Source organism: Variovorax sp. 05L425, assembly GCF_056397705.1.
Window position 1 is genome coordinate 1 of sequence record NZ_JBFTNY010000005.1, and the last position, 16,061, is coordinate 16,061.

The 16,061-nt window shown below is 63.5% G+C and carries 22 protein-coding genes; 11 read left to right on the top strand and 11 right to left on the bottom strand.

Translation table 11 applies throughout. From position 1 onward, the window contains the following. Nucleotides 1–58: 58 nt before the first annotated feature. From tnpC to AC1DN9_RS07335, 3 genes are all read right to left on the bottom strand, one after another. Entirely contained in the window at nucleotides 59–1,603 is a 1,545-nt protein-coding gene (tnpC, locus tag AC1DN9_RS07325) for an IS66 family transposase (RefSeq protein WP_478098735.1), read from the bottom strand. Nucleotides 1,604–1,707: 104 nt separating this feature from the next. After that, nucleotides 1,708–2,061 (bottom strand): IS66 family insertion sequence element accessory protein TnpB, encoded by a 354-nt coding sequence (gene tnpB, locus AC1DN9_RS07330; RefSeq protein ID WP_478098737.1) that lies wholly within the window; start codon nucleotides 2,059–2,061, stop codon nucleotides 1,708–1,710. Next, a complete protein-coding gene (locus tag AC1DN9_RS07335; RefSeq protein ID WP_478098739.1) occupies nucleotides 2,037–2,564 on the bottom strand; it encodes a transposase in 528 nt (175 codons plus the stop codon). Before AC1DN9_RS07335 ends, tnpB begins: the two co-directional genes overlap by 25 nt. Nucleotides 2,565–2,785: 221 nt before the next feature. Here AC1DN9_RS07335 and AC1DN9_RS07340 point away from each other — a divergent pair, with 221 nt between their 5' ends. Both AC1DN9_RS07340 and AC1DN9_RS07345 read left to right on the top strand, forming a co-directional pair. After that, the gene (locus AC1DN9_RS07340; protein ID WP_478098741.1) at nucleotides 2,786–4,126 is read left to right on the top strand and encodes an HIRAN domain-containing protein; all 1,341 of its coding nucleotides are present in this window, start codon (nucleotides 2,786–2,788) and stop codon (nucleotides 4,124–4,126) included. Nucleotides 4,127–4,384: 258 nt separating this feature from the next. Continuing rightward, a complete protein-coding gene (locus AC1DN9_RS07345; protein ID WP_478098743.1) occupies nucleotides 4,385–4,858 on the top strand; it encodes a hypothetical protein in 474 nt (157 codons plus the stop codon). A 32-nt stretch (nucleotides 4,859–4,890) separates the two neighbouring features. On the opposite strand, the gene AC1DN9_RS07350 is transcribed toward AC1DN9_RS07345, so the two are convergent. Together AC1DN9_RS07350 and AC1DN9_RS07355 are read right to left on the bottom strand one after the other, a co-directional pair. Beyond that, nucleotides 4,891–5,142, bottom strand: a complete 252-nt coding sequence (locus AC1DN9_RS07350) for a sigma factor-like helix-turn-helix DNA-binding protein (protein WP_478098745.1) — start codon at nucleotides 5,140–5,142, stop codon at nucleotides 4,891–4,893. Between the two features lie 12 nt (nucleotides 5,143–5,154). Further along, nucleotides 5,155–5,325 (bottom strand): hypothetical protein, encoded by a 171-nt coding sequence (locus tag AC1DN9_RS07355; protein WP_478098747.1) that lies wholly within the window; start codon nucleotides 5,323–5,325, stop codon nucleotides 5,155–5,157. A gap of 146 nt (nucleotides 5,326–5,471) precedes the next feature. Here AC1DN9_RS07355 and AC1DN9_RS07360 point away from each other — a divergent pair, with 146 nt between their 5' ends. Beyond that, nucleotides 5,472–5,684 carry a hypothetical protein gene (locus AC1DN9_RS07360; protein WP_478098749.1) on the top strand — a complete coding sequence of 71 codons (213 nt, stop codon included), beginning with the start codon at nucleotides 5,472–5,474 and terminating at the stop codon, nucleotides 5,682–5,684. Here the strand turns inward: AC1DN9_RS07360 and AC1DN9_RS07365 are convergent. The 5 genes from AC1DN9_RS07365 to AC1DN9_RS07385 all read right to left on the bottom strand — a co-directional run bounded on the left by AC1DN9_RS07365 (nucleotide 5,658) and on the right by AC1DN9_RS07385 (nucleotide 8,699). Then, a complete protein-coding gene (locus tag AC1DN9_RS07365) occupies nucleotides 5,658–6,134 on the bottom strand; it encodes a hypothetical protein (RefSeq protein WP_478098750.1) in 477 nt (158 codons plus the stop codon). The genes AC1DN9_RS07360 and AC1DN9_RS07365 overlap by 27 nt on opposite strands. Then, entirely contained in the window at nucleotides 6,131–6,424 is a 294-nt protein-coding gene (locus AC1DN9_RS07370; RefSeq protein ID WP_478098751.1) for a hypothetical protein, read from the bottom strand. Before AC1DN9_RS07370 ends, AC1DN9_RS07365 begins: the two co-directional genes overlap by 4 nt. Beyond that, nucleotides 6,417–6,740, bottom strand: coding sequence for a hypothetical protein (locus tag AC1DN9_RS07375; protein ID WP_478098752.1), 324 nt, complete (start codon nucleotides 6,738–6,740; stop codon nucleotides 6,417–6,419). Before AC1DN9_RS07375 ends, AC1DN9_RS07370 begins: the two co-directional genes overlap by 8 nt. A 196-nt stretch (nucleotides 6,741–6,936) precedes the next feature. Next, nucleotides 6,937–8,121 carry a methylamine utilization protein MauJ gene (mauJ, locus tag AC1DN9_RS07380; protein ID WP_478098754.1) on the bottom strand — a complete coding sequence of 395 codons (1,185 nt, stop codon included), beginning with the start codon at nucleotides 8,119–8,121 and terminating at the stop codon, nucleotides 6,937–6,939. 287 nt (nucleotides 8,122–8,408) lie between these two features. Then, on the bottom strand, nucleotides 8,409–8,699 hold the full coding sequence (locus AC1DN9_RS07385; protein WP_478098756.1) for a hypothetical protein: 291 nt from the start codon (nucleotides 8,697–8,699) through the stop codon (nucleotides 8,409–8,411). Nucleotides 8,700–9,020: 321 nt separating this feature from the next. Here AC1DN9_RS07385 and AC1DN9_RS07390 point away from each other — a divergent pair, with 321 nt between their 5' ends. The 5 genes from AC1DN9_RS07390 to AC1DN9_RS07410 all read left to right on the top strand — a co-directional run bounded on the left by AC1DN9_RS07390 (nucleotide 9,021) and on the right by AC1DN9_RS07410 (nucleotide 13,177). Next, on the top strand, nucleotides 9,021–9,836 hold the full coding sequence (locus AC1DN9_RS07390; protein ID WP_478098758.1) for a crotonase/enoyl-CoA hydratase family protein: 816 nt from the start codon (nucleotides 9,021–9,023) through the stop codon (nucleotides 9,834–9,836). 76 nt (nucleotides 9,837–9,912) lie between these two features. Next, nucleotides 9,913–10,374: a MarR family winged helix-turn-helix transcriptional regulator gene (locus AC1DN9_RS07395; RefSeq protein ID WP_478098760.1), complete on the top strand. Its 462-nt coding sequence runs from the start codon at nucleotides 9,913–9,915 to the stop codon at nucleotides 10,372–10,374. A 70-nt stretch (nucleotides 10,375–10,444) separates the two neighbouring features. Further along, on the top strand, nucleotides 10,445–10,870 hold the full coding sequence (locus AC1DN9_RS07400; protein WP_478098762.1) for an organic hydroperoxide resistance protein: 426 nt from the start codon (nucleotides 10,445–10,447) through the stop codon (nucleotides 10,868–10,870). 137 nt (nucleotides 10,871–11,007) lie between these two features. After that, nucleotides 11,008–12,117 (top strand): DUF2855 family protein, encoded by a 1,110-nt coding sequence (locus AC1DN9_RS07405; protein WP_478098763.1) that lies wholly within the window; start codon nucleotides 11,008–11,010, stop codon nucleotides 12,115–12,117. Between the two features lie 25 nt (nucleotides 12,118–12,142). After that, nucleotides 12,143–13,177, top strand: a complete 1,035-nt coding sequence (locus AC1DN9_RS07410) for a serine/threonine protein kinase (RefSeq protein ID WP_478098764.1) — start codon at nucleotides 12,143–12,145, stop codon at nucleotides 13,175–13,177. Nucleotides 13,178–13,189: 12 nt separating this feature from the next. On the opposite strand, the gene AC1DN9_RS07415 is transcribed toward AC1DN9_RS07410, so the two are convergent. Next, nucleotides 13,190–13,480: a hypothetical protein gene (locus AC1DN9_RS07415; protein ID WP_478098766.1), complete on the bottom strand. Its 291-nt coding sequence runs from the start codon at nucleotides 13,478–13,480 to the stop codon at nucleotides 13,190–13,192. Nucleotides 13,481–14,522: 1,042 nt separating this feature from the next. On the opposite strand from AC1DN9_RS07415, the gene AC1DN9_RS07420 reads away from it, so the two are divergent. Genes AC1DN9_RS07420 through AC1DN9_RS07430 form a run of 3 tightly spaced genes read left to right on the top strand, consistent with a single transcriptional unit; the run spans nucleotide 14,523 to nucleotide 16,042 of the window. After that, complete coding sequence (locus AC1DN9_RS07420; RefSeq protein WP_478098768.1) at nucleotides 14,523–15,176, top strand: GIY-YIG nuclease family protein; 654 nt, start codon at nucleotides 14,523–14,525, stop codon at nucleotides 15,174–15,176. Between the two features lie 48 nt (nucleotides 15,177–15,224). Further along, complete coding sequence (locus AC1DN9_RS07425) at nucleotides 15,225–15,446, top strand: hypothetical protein (protein WP_478098770.1); 222 nt, start codon at nucleotides 15,225–15,227, stop codon at nucleotides 15,444–15,446. Nucleotides 15,447–15,448: 2 nt separating this feature from the next. Continuing rightward, nucleotides 15,449–16,042: a hypothetical protein gene (locus AC1DN9_RS07430; protein ID WP_478098772.1), complete on the top strand. Its 594-nt coding sequence runs from the start codon at nucleotides 15,449–15,451 to the stop codon at nucleotides 16,040–16,042. Nucleotides 16,043–16,061 lie beyond the last annotated feature (19 nt).

Here is a 16,061-nt window from a genome sequence, read left to right on the forward strand (position 1 = left end):
CGTAAGCAGTCAATAAACCGCGCCCTGTTCATCGACGCTGATGAAGTGCGGGGTTGGGTTACGGAGTTGGCAGCGCGATGTTCCAGGGCAGCAAGGCCTCGTAGTCGTCGGCCGTCTGCGCGAGCGGCAGCTTCTTGAACAGGGCGACGAGGTAGCGATACGGCTCGACGTTGTTGGCCTTGGCAGTCTCAATGAGCGAGTAGAGATTCGCGCTGGCATTCGCACCGCCGACAGTGTCGGCGAAGAGCCATGAACGGCGACCAACGACGAATGGTCTGATGGCGTTTTCAACCGGGTTGGAGTCCAGCGGCCAGGTCCCGTTGTCCAGGAAGCGGATGAGCTTGGGCCACTGGCCGTGCAGATAGTGCAGCGCCTCGCCCAGCAGGCTCGTTGGGGTGACGGCGTGCAGGTGCATGAGCAGCAACTGTTCGATCTGCTTGACCACTGAGGCGCTGTAGCGCTGGCGCAGCCGGAGACGGCGTTGCGGCGCCCACCCCTTGGCCAGCGCCTCCGCACGATAAAGCTTGCCGATGAGTTTGATGATCCGTGTGGCCAGTTGGTCCGGCGATCGGGCGGCCTTCGGGATCGACTCCTCGGCCTTGATGAGCGGTCGGCGCGCATGCACCCAGCATCCAAGATGCGTCAGGCCATGGTCCTGGGCGATCCCGTCGTAGACCTGATACCCGTCGCTCACGAGCGTGGCGCCGCGCCGGATACCGGCATAGAGCTTCTGCGCGTGCACGGCACCGCGACCCGGTGCATAGGCGAACAGTCGCACCGGCGGTCCGCTGCCGTTCATCTGAGCCCACATGAAGCTTTTGGTTTGAGCCTTGCGACCGGGCTCCTTGAGCACTTGCACAGTAGTCTCGTCCCCGTAGATCAGGTCGGAGTCCAACAGGTGGTCACGCAGCAGGTTGATGATGGGCTGCACGGCCAGGCCGATACGCACCACGCCCGCGGCCAGGGTGTTGCTCACGATGTCGCCGCCGAAGCGGCGCAGCAGAACGGCCGTGCGATACAACGGCATGCCGAACTGGTACTTGCCCGTGATGACCCAGGCCTGCGCCTCTTCAGTGAGAAGGCCTCGCGGGATGATGCGCGCCGGTGTCGGCGCGACCTTCAGACTCAGGTCACAGCAGGGGCACGCGTACTTGATGCGGTGGTGCTGGAGCACGCGCACCTGCTCGGGGATGACGTGCATCTGCTCGCTGACCTCGGCGCCGATCTCCACCAACGCGTGGCCGTCGTGCGCGCATACACGCTCGGACTCAGGCAGCTCGTGACGAACGATGTCACGCGGCAGTGCGGGATCCAGCGCCTTGCGTCCGCGCTTCTTGCGATGATGGCCAGCGACCGGCGTCGAGTCCTCATCATCGATTTCGGCTGGCAGTGTTTGCGCGGTCGGCGCGAGCGCCTCGGCCTCGTTGAGGAACAGGTCCTTCTGATCAGTGCCGCGCGCCTCGCTCTTGGCGGCGAACAACTGACGCTGCAACGCGCGAAGCCGCTCGAGCGCCAGGTCCCGCTCGGTGGTCACCACGCGGAGCTCGCCCATGGCGTCGGCCAAGGCCTTTTGCAAAGCGGCGAATTCTTCGGCGGTGGGCATCTGAACCATCGCCTGCTTCGATCCACATCGAACGCGAGCGTTCCGGGATCATCGCATCTTCATGCGAATTCCTCGTGGCGCTGCGCGCCGCGACTGGCCCTCTATCAGGCCACGCGCGTGTAGAAGCGATGGGGATGCTTGCGGATGACGGCGAGGTCGATGCCGTCGAGCAACCAGTGCAGTTGCTCCACCGTCAGCGTCGGCACCGTCGCCGCGTCGGGCCAGCTGAAACGGTCCTGTTCCTCAAGCCGTTTCATCATGAGCCAGAACCCGTTGCGGTCCCAGGCGAGAATCTTCACACGATCACGTCGCCGATTGCGGAAGACGTACACCGCCTTCGCAAACGGATCCAAACCCAACGCCTGTTCAACCAGGATCGCCAAGCCATTGAGGCCGACTCGGAAGTCGATGGCCTCGCGGTGCAGGTAGACCCTCAGTCCTTCGTCGAAGCGGAACATGGCAGTCGCCCCAACATCTGCACCAGCGACGACAGCTCATGCAAGCTCGCCTCTCCCAGATCCAACTGCACACCGTTGGGAAGCCGCACGTGCAGCCCGACCACCGGGGCAGCCCGCGGCGAAGACGCCTCGTCACGATTCACCGGCACGGCCATCGCAGGTGCGCTGACCACCGCGGGCACTCCCATCGCCCGCTCGCACTGCGACACGCTGTTCACCTTGTCCTGGCCTGTCTCGACGTGCACGGCAATGAATGCCTCATCCTGCGTTTGCGCAATCGTGGTGGACGTCTCCTTGACGCTGCGTTGCTGGTGGGCAGCAATCCACGCCCTCAGCAAGTTCGCGTTCACCCCGTGTTCCATCGCCATGCGTGCAACCGAAACCCCCGGCTTCAGGCACGCCAAAATCAATTCCTGCTTGGCCCCTTCGTCGTAGACGCTTCGACCGTCGCGCTTGTACCCCACGACCAATCGGGCCTTCAACTCTGCGTGCTTTTCTGTCATGTCCACCTGTCCATGTTGATCTACATGGACAGGTAGCCTCTCAGTTCATCGCGTTGCAAGGAAGGGCGTGCTTGTTTGATCGCTTACGAGGCAAACCACTCGCCGCCTCCTCTCCACTGCTCGTTCGACTCGCCGCGCACCGTCGGCGAGCCAATAAGGGTGCAGGCGGCGCTTGCGGGCATCGTTGCTCAACGCTTCGGCGAGCCTTTTAGGTGTGAGCCATGACCATCGTTGCCATCGCCACGGGCAAGCTCAGCGCCGATCCCGAGCGCCGCACGGGCCCGAGCGGCAAGCCCTATACGCTCGCGAAGCTGCACGTTCACGACGGCGATGCGAGCCTGTTCGTGACGCTGTTCGCGTTCTCGGCGACGGTTCAGGACATCCTTTGCGCGCTCGGCAGGGGCGCGGCGCTCTCGGTCAGCGGCGCGCTCAAGCTCGGCACGTGGACCGGGTCCGACGGTGAGCCGCACGTGCAGGCGAGCATGACGGTCGACGCGGTGTTGACTGCGCATGAACGCGCACGTGTTGACCGGGCGGTCACCGCCGCGCGGGCCACGCAACCTGAGCGCGCATCGGCGCAGCAGCGCGCCCGTCGGCCAAAGCTGCTGCGTCGTCGTCGCGCGAGCAGGCCGCTGCGCTGTGGCACCGTGCCACGAGTGCAGGGGCTTCGAGGTTCGACGACATGGCCGACGACACCCCGAACTGACCCTTTGAAGACGCCTCTCAAGCGCTCTATTCGCTTCGCTCGGCATGCGGCACGCTTCGGGAAGACCCTGCGTCGGCCTGCACGAGAATCTGCGAGGCCAATTTCGGCCAGAAGGGCAAGAGGAGCGTTCGGAATGAAGGGTCTGCCGCAATACGCGCACTGGGAATCCAAAGGTGCATTCAAGATCACCGTCGCCGGAACGTCGCGCTATCGCAGCGCGATCGCTGCGATAGCGCAAAACCCGCCGAACACCCATTCGCTGGTCATTTGTCTCGCGTACCTCGTGCCCGACGATCAAAACCCACACGACGCGAATGCGGTCAAGGTGATGATCGAAGGACGAACCGTCGGGCACCTCTCGGCGTCCTTCGCAAAGAGTTATCGCTCCTACCTCAGTGAACTCCCTTCACACATCGAGCATGTCTCGGTGGCTGCGGCCATCACGAACGGCTTGGTCACGAAGGACCGTGCCTATGAGTACACGATCGAGGTCGACATCCCGGACCACCTAAAAATCCACGCGCTGAGTGCGCCCATGGACGATGAAATCGTTCGAGTCAACGGCTATGCGCCACTCCAACCAGCTGCCGACGGCAGCTACTTCGCAAAGGTATGGGTTCCGACCGCAAACTTCGACGAATTGCATAAGAGCCGAGCGGTCGACGAATGGACGACGGACGCGTGGGAGTCGGTCAACTTTTACGCTCGCAACAGGCAAGGCATTGGCCTCGGCTTGAAAGTCTACGAGCTCACCAAACCGCAGTACGCCGATCTGTTCAAAGGTGGCCCCGCGTCTGGCGTGCTCGTACTCGGGGCAAATCGGTTTGCGACGCTGCACATAGCTCCTGTGAAGTGAAGCCGTGCACACGCCCACGCGGGGCAAGGCGACGCGAACAGGCTCAGGACATAGCCGAAGTAGCGTCGGGCCGCGAAAACGGCTCTGGGGCGCGCTACGTGCGGCGAGCCCAGGCCGGAAGTTCGTCACGAGCCTGCCGGAATCCCACTAGCGGTGTCTTAGCGGACGGTCGCGCGCCGGTTAGAGTCGCAGGAACACCGTGCGCTCGGGGCTACTTGATTTTGGCTCCTTAGTTCATTCCCCAACACGGAGATCCTGTTGATTTCTCGCTCAGTTCGTTTCAATGGTTGGACCCGTCTGTGGATTTTGCTGTCGGTGATATGGGTCGTGATCGCCGCGATCGACGGCGTCTCAAAGTTCAACGAGGTAACTGCAACGAGACAGCAATATTTGGCTGTCCATCGTCCTGCGTTCTTCGATGAGCTGCCGCGTGCTCTTCGCGATCAATTGGTGCTTGACGATCTGACCCCGGCGGGGGACCAGTTCTTTTTGATCAGAGGAGACGAACGATCCGATCGCATTCAGAAACTGCGTGTCGGGGTGACCGAAGAGCAACAACAACAGGTCTGGAATGCTTATGTCACTATCGCCGATCGTGCGTATCGTCAGGAGCGTCGGAGCGAAGTGATTCTGGAGTACACATTGAGGGCGCTGATTCCATGCATCGTCGTGGGCGCACTTGGCTTGGCCGTCTTCTGGGTAGTCCGTGGATTCAGGTCGAAGGAAAAGTAAAGGGGTGAGTGCAACGGGGACCAAGTCGGCAGTCATTCGTCGCGATGGATTCGCCGCCTCGGCAGCCCCACGGCTTCGCGCGGATCGCCGATCAGGTCTTCTAGCCGGTAACCGCGCTGCGCGAGCATCGCTGCACACTTCGTGAGGGCCTCTTGCTCGACTTGCCGCACGCGTTCGCGTGAGAGACCGAGCACCGTGCCGACTTGTTCCAGACTCATGGGCTCGCTCGCGTACAGCCGCACGACGGGCGCGGCAGCTTGCCGAAGCGCTGTCTTGCTGAGCATGGCCGTCGAGCCTTAGCCGCCAGTTTTTTTCTGCGGCTCGAGCGCCTTCGAGAGCGTTGATTCGGCGGCGGTGAAGCGCCCCGAGCGCAACTGCACGAGCGCCAACCGCAGGGTCTCAGCGTCGCGCACGGGGTTGGGGCTGGGGTGTTGCTGCCGCTCGACGCGGCCCGGACCAGTGCGCATGGCCGGAGCTCCTGCTGTCTGCACTGGCCGGTTCGTGTCGCACCGTCGCCGGGAAATTTCTGCGGTCCGATTCTGCATCCGCGATGTCATGGCGCGCCCTTCGTGAGGTAGCCCGATCGAGTCGGAGCGCCGACGAGAGCGCGCGCTTGGCCTTCTGTCGTCGTCTCGCGGTCTGCCGTCTCGCGCACGGCGGCCGTGGGCTGTCGCTCGACCTCGCGGCGCAGGATCGCAACGGCGACCTCAAGCCCGAGGCGGCGACCGTGGGCGAGGACGGCTTTCTCGTCGCGCGAGAGCGTGCTGCGCCGCGTGGTCATTGCGCGCCTCTGCGGGGTCTACAAGACGGCCTCGGCGTGGCGTAGCGCCGCCCGTGCCCGTGAAAGCGTGTCGGCGCGTTCCGTCGGCGCGGCCCCGAGCCGCGATTCGAGGTCGAGCAGGCGTCGATCGCGCACGGCGAGCTCGCGCCCGAGAACGCTGCCGAATACGTCGATCACGGCTGCATTCGGCAGCTTATCGACCGCAGCGCGCTCGCTCTTGCTCAGGGCAGAGTCGCGCGTCTTGCCGACGGCAGCGTCGGCGCGGGCGATCGCCTGCTGTGCGCGCTCCAGTGCGCCAACCTGGCGCGTCGATCGCTGAGCGCGGGGCTTCCCCACAGTGCCGTGCAGCACGAGCAGCAGTGCGACTTCGGCCCGCGCCGTGCGTTCAATGCGCCCGCCGTGCTCCACGACAAAGAGGCCGTTCTTGTCCCGCGGCAAAGACGCAGTGAGCGCAGCAGCAAGCGGCGCCGAATCGGCGACGGTCCAGTAGCTCATGGCCGTGCGACGAAGCCGCCCATGAGGTCGGGACGACGGCCAGTCTCGACGGGTTTAAGCGCCCCGAGCACGGCAGCGACGAGCGCGTCTCTCGAAGCGCCGCTCAGGATAGCGCTGCTCGCGGCCTCGGCCACGCGCTCGGCGGTCGCCGCAAGTTGGGCCTCGTGCCTCATCTCGATCGTGTTGAGATGCATTGCACGAGCGAGCTCGAACTCGGCGTCCTGATTTCCGTCGCCGTCGTTCCAGAAGGAGCCCCTCACTGTTTTCGTGGTGGTGGTGGTCTCAGCCATGCGGGGCTCCTTTTCGAAGTGACGAAGGGATCAACGCACCGGCCCACTGGCGCAGCGTCGCGGCGATGTGCTGGCGCAGGCTCGGCACGGGTGGCGGCGCGGCGACCAGGAGGCTCATGACAGCGGCCTGCGACACCTCACCGGCGAGGATCGCGTCACGCACGAGAGAGCCGATGGCTTCGGCGTCGTCGCGCCGCCTTTGTTCACGATGACAAGCGCGCGCGTGCTCGGTGAGCTCATGCGTGAGCGCTTGGTCGATCGCCGCGCCGGGGCGTCCCCAATAGCTCAAGCGGAGTGCAGGCGCTTCGTCGGACATGGCGAGATTGTCCAACTTCGCTCGCCGAATCGGATAGATTTTTCTCGATTGCGCGCAGTTTCGGAAGATCAAACCGCAGTTGGCGGTGAATTAGGAGACCCGCACTGGAATCGCCCTTTTGGGAGAAAAAATCTCTCTTCGCCGTGAGGGCGTGGTGTCACTCGGTCACTCGTGCGCGAGCGACCCGCCCCCCGCATCAAGGAGCGGCGGAAGCGGGCGACGCTGGATCCGGGTTCAGCGACTGCGATCCCAGACGCCGGAGCGATTCAATCTCCGCATCCATGTCGCGGTAGGTAGCTCCGAAGTCGATGTTTACGGGAATGACGACCTCGAAGTCCATCCGCCCGCCGTCGGGAAGCCACAACTCCATTCGCCCATTCCCGAGCACTGCCTTGCGGAACAAGACCGCGGCGATGGCGTCGGCAGCAGAGCCGATCCGTACGGGCTTTGAATAGACCGACTGATAAGGATCGATGTGAGCCTTCCCTCGCGGGAAATCCAGTGTGAAGTTGATCTTGATGGTTTCCGCGTCGTTGATCGCCTGGAGAAAAACGATGCCGTTTTGGACGGCGGCGACGCGCAGGCGCAAATTGGAGAACTCCGCAGCCGGTGCTTCTGGCCATTCTGCGAAGCCGACGCGCAGTTCACGCAATCCGAAGCTTCGCCGAGACACATGCTCAAGCGCTCGGAGCGCATTCCGTTGCGACTCAGAAACGTAGGAGGCAAGCGGTTCGAGGCGGTTGCGCGTGCGATAGACGTCCATCTCGTCCGGAACCTCGAGCACTTCCGAGATGTACTTGCGCGCAAGGGCCTCCACGATGTCGAGTTCTCGGGCAAGCCTCACGCGGTCCTGTGCGATGTCTGGGTCGCCTCGACCATCACTGAACTGGGCATGAGCAATCGCGCACCTTCCGCTTTCATAGAGGTGCTTTCCGACATCCAATCCTTGGGCAGCAAGCTCACCGACTCGCTTGCCCGCCTCGTCGACCAACTGTGGAATCGCTTGGCCTAACCAGGACTTGCGGGCCGCAGCCGCACTTAGTTGCGATTCGATGACCTTGAAGAAGCTTAGGAACGAGTACCCCGCGTGCAGATACCGGAGCCTGGAGCCCTCGCGCCAGAATGCCAACGCTCGCCTCGTCTGCTCGTCGCGAATCAAAGGCAAATAGTTGCAGCTGAATCCATGAGGGCTGCTCGCGAGGGTCTCGGAGATGTTCGATGCTTCGGAAAAGAGCATCGCATGGGAACCATATATGTGTTGGCCGACATCGACGTAGCTCCGTTTGTACCAACCGAGAATCGAGGCAAACCTGTACATCTTGCCCAGCACCGTGTTCGTCTCGCCGTCGGACCAACGCATGGTGATGGCTGGACTGCTCATGTGTCCGTTTCGCGCCCTCACGCCGCGAAGAAAATAGTCGTCGCCGTCGTAGCAAACCCGAACGTCTTCCTGTGGCCATGAGATGGCGCTATGTGTGGCCGCTGTAAGCCAACCTATGTGCTTGCCATAGTGCTCTTCCGCGGCTTCACCAAATTCGTGTATGACGTAAGGTCCATGATCCATCGCACTGAAGGATAGCTGAGCGAATCGCTTCTCTACTTCAGTGCCCGCTCATAGAAGCGACCTCGTTGCATCGCCGAACGGCGGCGCGATGGCTCTGCGTCGGCTTAGTGGCGCGTCGCGCACGCTGCCGCAGCTGCTGCGCGGGTCATGGCCGACACCATCGCCTCGGCAGCGCCAGCGAAGCCGTCGAGCAGGCTAAAAACGACTTCCGTGGCAGTGGCCTCGGCTTCGGCACGAGGCGTGCTGCCGCTCTCCGCGAGCGTGTCGGCGAGCCGCTCGTGCAGGCCTATGAAAAGCACTGCTGCGCGCATGCTGACTGCGCGGCTCGGCCATTCGGCAAGCTGTCGCGAGAGCTCGTCGACGAGCCGCTCGGTCGGTGTTCGTGAATCTGGCATCGGAGCGCCCCCCTGGGGTGGTCAACACACGTCGGAGATTGTGCGCCGTGTGAGCGTTCGATCATCACAGCACGCGTGGGCGTTCGTGTACTCTGTCGGCTCCCAATCCGCCTCGACGATCGAGGCCGGATAAAAGGGATACTTTTCGGGATACACCGGCCTGAAAATGAGCCACACCGATGCACTTTTTCACTCGAGGAACACTTTTTTTAATGCCTCGACCGCGGGTGCACTTGCAGGGGGGCAATACCAGCGGGCCGGCAGAGCCGGTTCCGCGGTATTCCTGGAATTGGGAATTTCATTTTGAACATGGAGACATGGATGACCGCCACGCCCACCACGCCACCGCCCGAGGGTTGCATCGACACGCAGGTGCTCGACCACGTCCTGCTGATCGGCATCAACCGCCCGGCCAAGCGCAACGGATGGACGCCCGCGATGTTCCGGCAACTCGCCGAGGCCTACACGCGGCTCGATGACGAACCGGCGTTGCGGGTGGGCGTGCTGCACGCGTTCGGCGATCACTTCACGGCAGGGCTCGACTTGCCGGCGGTGGCCGAGTTCATGAAGCGCGGCGAAAAGGCCGTTCCGACCGGGCTGGTGGAGCCGCACGACTTCGGACTGCCAGGCTACCGTCGCCGCACCAAGCCGATGGTGGTGGCGGTCAAGGGCATCTGCTTCACCGTGGGGATCGAGTTGATGCTCGGCGCCGACATCGTGGTCGCGGCCGACGACTGCCGCTTCTCGCAGATGGAAGTGCAGCGCGGCATCATGGCCACGGGCGGCGCCACGCTGCGCATGGCAGAGCGCGCGGGTGTCGGCAATGCCATGCTGCACCTGCTGACCGCCGACGAGTTCGACGGCGCCGAGGCGCTGCGCCTGAACTTCGTTCAACGCGTGGTCCCTGCCGGGCAGGAACTCGACGAAGCCCTGCGCATTGCGCAGCGCATCGCGGCACAGGCCCCGCTGGCGGTGGTCGCGACGCGGCTCAACGTCATCAAGGCGATCGAGCAAGGTCCCCTCGCCGCGGTGGAGGATTTCATCCCGGTGCAGAAGACACTGTCGAACAGCGAGGACGCGGCCGAAGGCGTGCGTTCCTTCATCGAGCGCCGGCCGGCGCGTTTCTCCGGTCGCTGACCCTGGAACTCTTTGCCGGAACATCCGGCAACAATTTAAATTGCACACAATTTAATTGTCAGCTACACTTCAGCCCATGCGCACTCCAGCCCCTTCCGCACCCTCCGCCGACGAGATGCTGCGTCTGGACAATCAGCTCTGCTTCGCGGTCTATTCGGCATCGCTGGCGATGACCAAGCTGTACAAGCCCCTGCTCGACAAGATCGGGCTGACCTATCCCCAATACCTCGTCATGCTGGTGCTGTGGGAGCGCGACCGCCTCATGGTGTCGGAACTCGGCGAAAAGCTCTCGCTCGACTCCGGCACGCTGACCCCTCTGTTGAAGCGGCTCGAAGTCAATGGCATGGTGGCGCGCATCCGCGACGTCGAGGACGAGCGTCGCGTGCGCATCAGCCTCACTGCCGCCGGCCGCAAGCTCAAGGTGCGCGCGGCCAGCGTGCCGGCCTGTCTCCTGGCGGCCTCGCAATGCTCGATCGACGACCTGGTCTCGCTCACTCAGCAGGTGCAGCAACTGCGGGACCGCATCAAGGCCGCCTAGTTTTCCGGTTTTCTCCCGCGCTTCGCGTTGTCGAAGCATTCATTTCTCCAACCAGCCAGAAGGAATCATCATGGTCAAGAAACTCGACAAGGTCCTCTACACCGCGCAAGCACACACCATCGGCGGCCGCGACGGCGCCGGCAAGACCAGCGACGGCGCGCTCGACGTCAAGCTCAGCCCGCCCGGTTCGGGCAAGCCCGGCACCAACCCCGAGCAGCTGTTCGCGGTCGGCTACTCGGCCTGCTTCATCGGCGCGATGAGGGCCGTGGCGCCGAAGATCAACGTCAAGGTGCCGGACGACGTGGCGATCGATGCCAGCGTTTCCCTCGGCCCGATCGACGACGGTGCAGCCTACGGCATCGCGGTCAAGCTGGCGATCACGCTGCCGGGCCTCGACGACGCACAGAAGAAACTGCTGGTTGAAACGGCGCACCAGGTGTGCCCGTACTCGAACGCCACGCGCGGCAACGTCGAAGTGGAACTGTCGATCGCCTGATCACCTGATCCCAGCAGCGCTTTCGACAAGGCCCGTCCGGGCGTCGCCTATGCGACGATCGGGCGGGTCTTTTTCATGCAACCGACGCAGGTCTGCGCTAAGGTCTCCGCGCGCCCATGGCAAACAGGAGGTGACTCATGAGCACGACCGACTTCTTGATCCGCAAGGACGATCTCGCTTCCACCCGCATGCGTACCGCGGAGGACGCGCGGCTTGCCGACGGGCAGGTCCGCGTGCGGATCGAACGATTCGCCCTCACGTCCAACAACATCACCTATGCCGCGTTCGGCGAGGCGATGAGCTACTGGCAGTTCTATCCGACCGGCGAGGAAGGCTGGGGCAGCATTCCCGTGTGGGGTTTCGCGACCGTCGTGCATTCGCTGCACCCGGGCGTCGCGGTGGGTGAGCGCCTGTATGGCTACTTCCCGATGGCGTCCGCCGTCGTGTTGACGCCGGAGCGCCTGTCGCCCGAGCGCTTCGCCGACGCTGCGCCCCACCGTGCGGCGCTGCCGGTGGTCTACAACCAGTACTTCCGCAGCAAGTCCGATCCGCTCTACACGGCCGACACCGAAGACATCCAGGCGCTGCTGCGCCCGCTCTTCATCACCTCCTGGCTGATCGACGACTTCCTCGACGACAACGACTTCTTCGGCGCGCGCCCCGGCGCGGTGTTGCTGTCGAGCGCGTCGAGCAAGACGGCCTACGGCACCGCCTTTCAGTTGTCGCAACGCGAAGGCATCGAGGTGATCGGCCTCACGTCCGCCGCCAACAAGGCCTTCTGCGAGAGCCTGGGCTGCTACCACCGCGTGCTGGCCTACGAAGAGCTCGATCAGATTTCCGCAGACACGCCATGCGTTTACGTGGACTTCGCCGGCAACGGCGCGCTGCGCCAGGCGATCCACACGCGATTCAGCCAGCTCAAGCACAGCGCCTCGATCGGCAGCACACACGTCGACCAGCGGGCCGCGCCCGGCAGCGGCAAGGATCTTCCGGGCCCGCGCGCGACCTTTTTCTTCGCGCCGGCGCAGATCAAGAAGCGCACCTCTGAATGGGGCCCGGAGGCCTTTGGCCAACGCATGAAGCAGGCATGGCATGCCTTCATCGAGCGGGTGACCAACCCGAAGGCGCCGTGGCTTCGGGCCGAGCACCACGACGGCGCGGCCGAAGTGCAAGCCGCCTATGCCGAAGTGCTCGCGGCCCGAAGCGATCCGCGCGTCGGGCACATTCTTTCGCTGTCGAGAAACTAGTCCTTCAGATAGCGACAATCGCCGCATGACCCAGTCTGCGGCGAAAGCCTCCGCCCACCCCTACGAGAGTCTCACGCCGGACGTGGTGCTCGACGCGCTGGCAACGCTCGGCCTGCACGGCGACGGCCGCCTGACTGCACTGAACTCCTACGAGAACCGCGTCTACCAGGTGTACCTGGAAGACCGTAGCGCCGTGGTGGTCAAGTTCTACCGGCCGGGGCGCTGGAGCGAAGCCGACATCCTCGAAGAGCATGGCTTTTCGCTCGAACTCGCGGCGGCGGAAGTGCCCGCGGTGGCGCCGATCGCGATCGACGGCCAGACGTTGCACCGCCACGGCGGCTTCGCCTTCAGCGTGAGCCCGTACCGCGGCGGCCGCGCGCCGGAACTCGACGATTTCGAAGTGCTGGAATGGGTCGGCCGCTTCCTGGCACGCATCCACGCCGTCGGGGCGCGCAAGCCTTTCGAATCGCGCCCCACACTCGACCTGCAGACCTTCGGCATCGCATCACGCGACTGGCTGCTGGGCCACGACATGGTGCCGCTCGACGTGCAGCGCGAATGGGAAACCGCCTGCAATGCGGCCTTCGAGATGATTGCGGTCACCGCCCTGGGGTCGGACGATCGAGGCACCGCGGACCCGGCGCTGAAGAAGCTGCGCCTGCACGGCGATGTTCACCCCGGCAACATCCTCTGGACGCCGACCGACCGGCCCGACGGCGGCCCGCACTTTGTCGATCTCGACGACGCGCGCACCGGCTTTGCGGTGCAGGATCTGTGGATGCTGCTGTCGGGCGACCGCGCGCAGCGCACGGGCCAATTGAGCGGCCTGCTCGATGGCTACGAGCAGTTCCGCGATTTCGACCGGCGCGAACTGGCGCTGATCGAGCCGCTGCGCACGCTGCGGCTCATCCACTACAGCGCATGGCTCGCGCGGCGGTGGGAAGACCCGATCTTCCCGATCAACTTCCCATGGTTCGGCACCAGCGACTACTGGAAGGGGCAGATCCAGATGCTGCAGGACCAGTGCGAGTCGATGGCGGAAGAGCCGCTCTACGCCTGACCCGAGCCCCGCTCAGTGCACCTTGTGCTTGAGGGCCTTGCGGAGCGAACGAATGGAAGCGTCGACGGGCTCGGCGCAGCGGACCAGTTCGGCATTGATTACCGCGACCAGCGCGCGCAGGTCGCCGGGCTCGATGCTGAACTGCTCGTGGGGTGGCGTCAGGTAGATCGGCGTCAGCAGGCCTTCGAGGCATGTGACAGCGCGAAGGGCTTGCTTGAGATTGCAGAAATCGTCGTCGAGCTGCACAGCAGATAACGACGCCTTGCGCAGCGGTGACACGGATGCGCGATTGGATTTAGCCATGGATGGCCTCCCTGCGGGTTCGGATTGGTATGGCCGACGTACCCACTTCCACATGGGGCGGCGGCTCGAACAGGTGTGGAAGACCGGGAACCCGCTTGCGCGAACCGGCGAGCCTTTCGGCTCCCCGCCCGAGCCGCCTAAAAATGGTGGCACGAACAGCGAAGCCGCAGACCCTCTGCGGAGAACTGCGGCTTGCGTCGCAGCGGGTTACACGGGCTTCCACACCCGATCACGCCTCTTTTTTTGACGTGACCGGCGCAGTATAGCCAGGGGCTGCCGCAGCAGCCATTGCGTATGGGACGACCGTGCAAGGTGCGACGCGCACTTGCATGCCTTGCAGTTGCCAATCCGCGTCAAGAATTCCGGTTTGATGTCGGAGGGCTTCCGTCGAGGACCGACTGTCTGCCCGCTAAGCGGCTCATGCGGGCCCTACTCTGCCTTTCGCCTGCGGCAGTCAATACGGCCGGTGTGCAGCGGGGGCGGCTTCCGGTTGTGCGGATGCGAATGACTGCAGCCTGACCCTCTTCGGCCATGCGTAGCGCACTACTCACATCAGCGGCGAACTACTCAGTCAGGCGCGCCCTGCAGGGGTTTCGCATGATTTCGTGACGACCCGCTTCTCCTACTTGCCGCCGCATCTGGCTGCGGCGTGATCTCTCGCTGAGTCGGGAACCACGTGCTGCCAGCAGCGATGATCTATCGCTGAAGCTCTTCGCAGAAGCAAGAGATGTTCTCGATCAAAACCTCAGTTCCCTCTGAAGAACGGTGGTTTTTGGCAAATTCCACTCCGTTTTGTACTCCGATCCTGTCGCGCGGTGTACGGGCCACCGGACGGGCACTCCTACGGGCTGAAGTCGCCGCGCCTGCGGGCGCCGGGAGGCGGGAGGCGGGTAGGCGCTTGAAGGGAAGTGTCCGGAGGCCGTTCGGGGCGGTGGACCACCCTACCCTACACAGGCGGCAGCCGGTCAGCCTGCCGCGCCCCTCCTCGCGTCAACGCCCCACGCGCGGCGACAATGCGTTGGACAACACCGAGAGAACAAAAATGGACGAGACGAACTCGCAGCAGGAACTTCAAACGGTCTACGTGCTGACGAATCCAGCGATGCCCGGTATCGTCAAGATTGGAATGACGCGGGCTTCAGATGCAGGCGAGCGCATCGCAACCCTGGGTAGCAGCAGCGCGGTTCCACTTCCCTTCGATTGCGTCTATGCCTGCAATGTTCCAGACGCAAGAAAGGTGGAGCAGGCGCTTCACCTTGCGTTCGCTCCAGACCGCATCAATCCTTCGCGCGAGTTTTTCAGAACCAAGCCCAGTCAAGTAGTGGCTATTCTGGAGTTGCTACACCAGGGGAAGGTAGTGACGGCGCAGGTGGAGGCACAGGCGGAGGCCAAGACGGACCCTGAAGCACTTGAATCCGCAGCCAAGGACAAGCGGAAGATGCGCCCAAAGATCGACTACTTGCAGATTGGGCTACAGGTCGGCGACGTCATTACGTTCAGGGACGGCGTCACGACAGCAACGATTGCCGGGCCGCACACGGTGAATTACCAAGGCGAGGAATCCTCGTTGCAGCGCGTCTCGCTCAAGCTCATGCCTGAAATCGTTGGTCGCGGTGTGGCGTCGAAGTTGTATTGGTCGTTCAATGGAAAATCGTTGGCGGACCTGTACGAAGAATTTCACGGCGACGAAGAATGAGCTTGTGCCACCTGCAAAACGTCAACGGCGCGCTTGTATATTGGCCGGATGACGCCAGAACAACGGGCTTGGTGGAAGCGGCGAACGGGCAAGGATGCCGAAACGGTTGAGCGTGGCGGCACGTTCTACCTGCCCGACAACACGGATGGCCCCTACACCGGGCCGCCGCCGAGCCACCGCCAGTACTCGTCGCCTGTTTGGAAGGTGCTGTTTGCCCTTGCGATGGTGCTGCTGTTCATAGTGGTGCGCGCAGTGGCAGAGCGCGGCTAGGTATGGCCGCGACATATCCGTTTGCGCCTCGCACGAATCCCGATGGAACGAAAAGGCCAGAAACCGACGATGAATATCGCGAGCGCGTGATTGCCTGCCTTGAGCAACTCGATCCGGAGGACCGCAACGAGCGCGCAGAGCGCCATATTTGGATGGGGAAGCATCATGTTCAGGTCGGCGCCTATTGGGAACGCTCGGAAACGTCTGGGGTGATGCAGGAGGCCCGCAGCAGCTTCGTCAACGGCAATTTCATCGCGACGTTGGTCCTGGCGCTCGCCTACGTCGAGCACGTGATCAATGACGCCCTACCACCGCTGCCGCCCAAAAAGAAGTCTCCGACGATGACTGCGGCGATTAACCAAGCGCGCGAGGCGGGGCTGTTCAACGAAGACCTGCTGATCGGGGCGACCGTACTGAACGACTTCCGCAATCCATTCGTGCACCGCCGCCATGAGAGCGACCAAGACACGATTAGCCAACGCGTGTCAAGCCGCAAGTCTCATCCGAAGTCGATCATGGAGCAGGACGCACGTGACGCACTGCTGGTGATGTACGGCTTCTTCCGCTACTCGTTCGACCCGCCGCTGCCCCCTTGACCTGAGACCACCAAGATCG

Coding starts and splice junctions, on each gene's coding strand:
- mauJ (WP_478098754.1), bottom strand. CDS start 8,121: ATGAGCAGTCCAGCCATCACCATGCGTTGGTCCGACGGCGAGACGAAC.
- AC1DN9_RS07365 (WP_478098750.1), bottom strand. CDS start 6,134: ATGAGCTACTGGACCGTCGCCGATTCGGCGCCGCTTGCTGCTGCGCTC.
- AC1DN9_RS07400 (WP_478098762.1), top strand. CDS start 10,445: ATGGTCAAGAAACTCGACAAGGTCCTCTACACCGCGCAAGCACACACC.
- AC1DN9_RS07375 (WP_478098752.1), bottom strand. CDS start 6,740: ATGTCCGACGAAGCGCCTGCACTCCGCTTGAGCTATTGGGGACGCCCC.
- AC1DN9_RS07410 (WP_478098764.1), top strand. CDS start 12,143: ATGACCCAGTCTGCGGCGAAAGCCTCCGCCCACCCCTACGAGAGTCTC.
- AC1DN9_RS07425 (WP_478098770.1), top strand. CDS start 15,225: ATGACGCCAGAACAACGGGCTTGGTGGAAGCGGCGAACGGGCAAGGAT.
- AC1DN9_RS07395 (WP_478098760.1), top strand. CDS start 9,913: ATGCGCACTCCAGCCCCTTCCGCACCCTCCGCCGACGAGATGCTGCGT.
- AC1DN9_RS07430 (WP_478098772.1), top strand. CDS start 15,449: ATGGCCGCGACATATCCGTTTGCGCCTCGCACGAATCCCGATGGAACG.
- AC1DN9_RS07420 (WP_478098768.1), top strand. CDS start 14,523: ATGGACGAGACGAACTCGCAGCAGGAACTTCAAACGGTCTACGTGCTG.
- tnpB (WP_478098737.1), bottom strand. CDS start 2,061: ATGTTCCGCTTCGACGAAGGACTGAGGGTCTACCTGCACCGCGAGGCC.
- AC1DN9_RS07355 (WP_478098747.1), bottom strand. CDS start 5,325: ATGCGCACTGGTCCGGGCCGCGTCGAGCGGCAGCAACACCCCAGCCCC.
- AC1DN9_RS07370 (WP_478098751.1), bottom strand. CDS start 6,424: ATGGCTGAGACCACCACCACCACGAAAACAGTGAGGGGCTCCTTCTGG.
- AC1DN9_RS07405 (WP_478098763.1), top strand. CDS start 11,008: ATGAGCACGACCGACTTCTTGATCCGCAAGGACGATCTCGCTTCCACC.
- AC1DN9_RS07415 (WP_478098766.1), bottom strand. CDS start 13,480: ATGGCTAAATCCAATCGCGCATCCGTGTCACCGCTGCGCAAGGCGTCG.
- AC1DN9_RS07335 (WP_478098739.1), bottom strand. CDS start 2,564: ATGACAGAAAAGCACGCAGAGTTGAAGGCCCGATTGGTCGTGGGGTAC.
- tnpC (WP_478098735.1), bottom strand. CDS start 1,603: ATGCCCACCGCCGAAGAATTCGCCGCTTTGCAAAAGGCCTTGGCCGAC.
- AC1DN9_RS07385 (WP_478098756.1), bottom strand. CDS start 8,699: ATGCCAGATTCACGAACACCGACCGAGCGGCTCGTCGACGAGCTCTCG.
- AC1DN9_RS07340 (WP_478098741.1), top strand. CDS start 2,786: ATGACCATCGTTGCCATCGCCACGGGCAAGCTCAGCGCCGATCCCGAG.
- AC1DN9_RS07390 (WP_478098758.1), top strand. CDS start 9,021: ATGACCGCCACGCCCACCACGCCACCGCCCGAGGGTTGCATCGACACG.
- AC1DN9_RS07350 (WP_478098745.1), bottom strand. CDS start 5,142: ATGCTCAGCAAGACAGCGCTTCGGCAAGCTGCCGCGCCCGTCGTGCGG.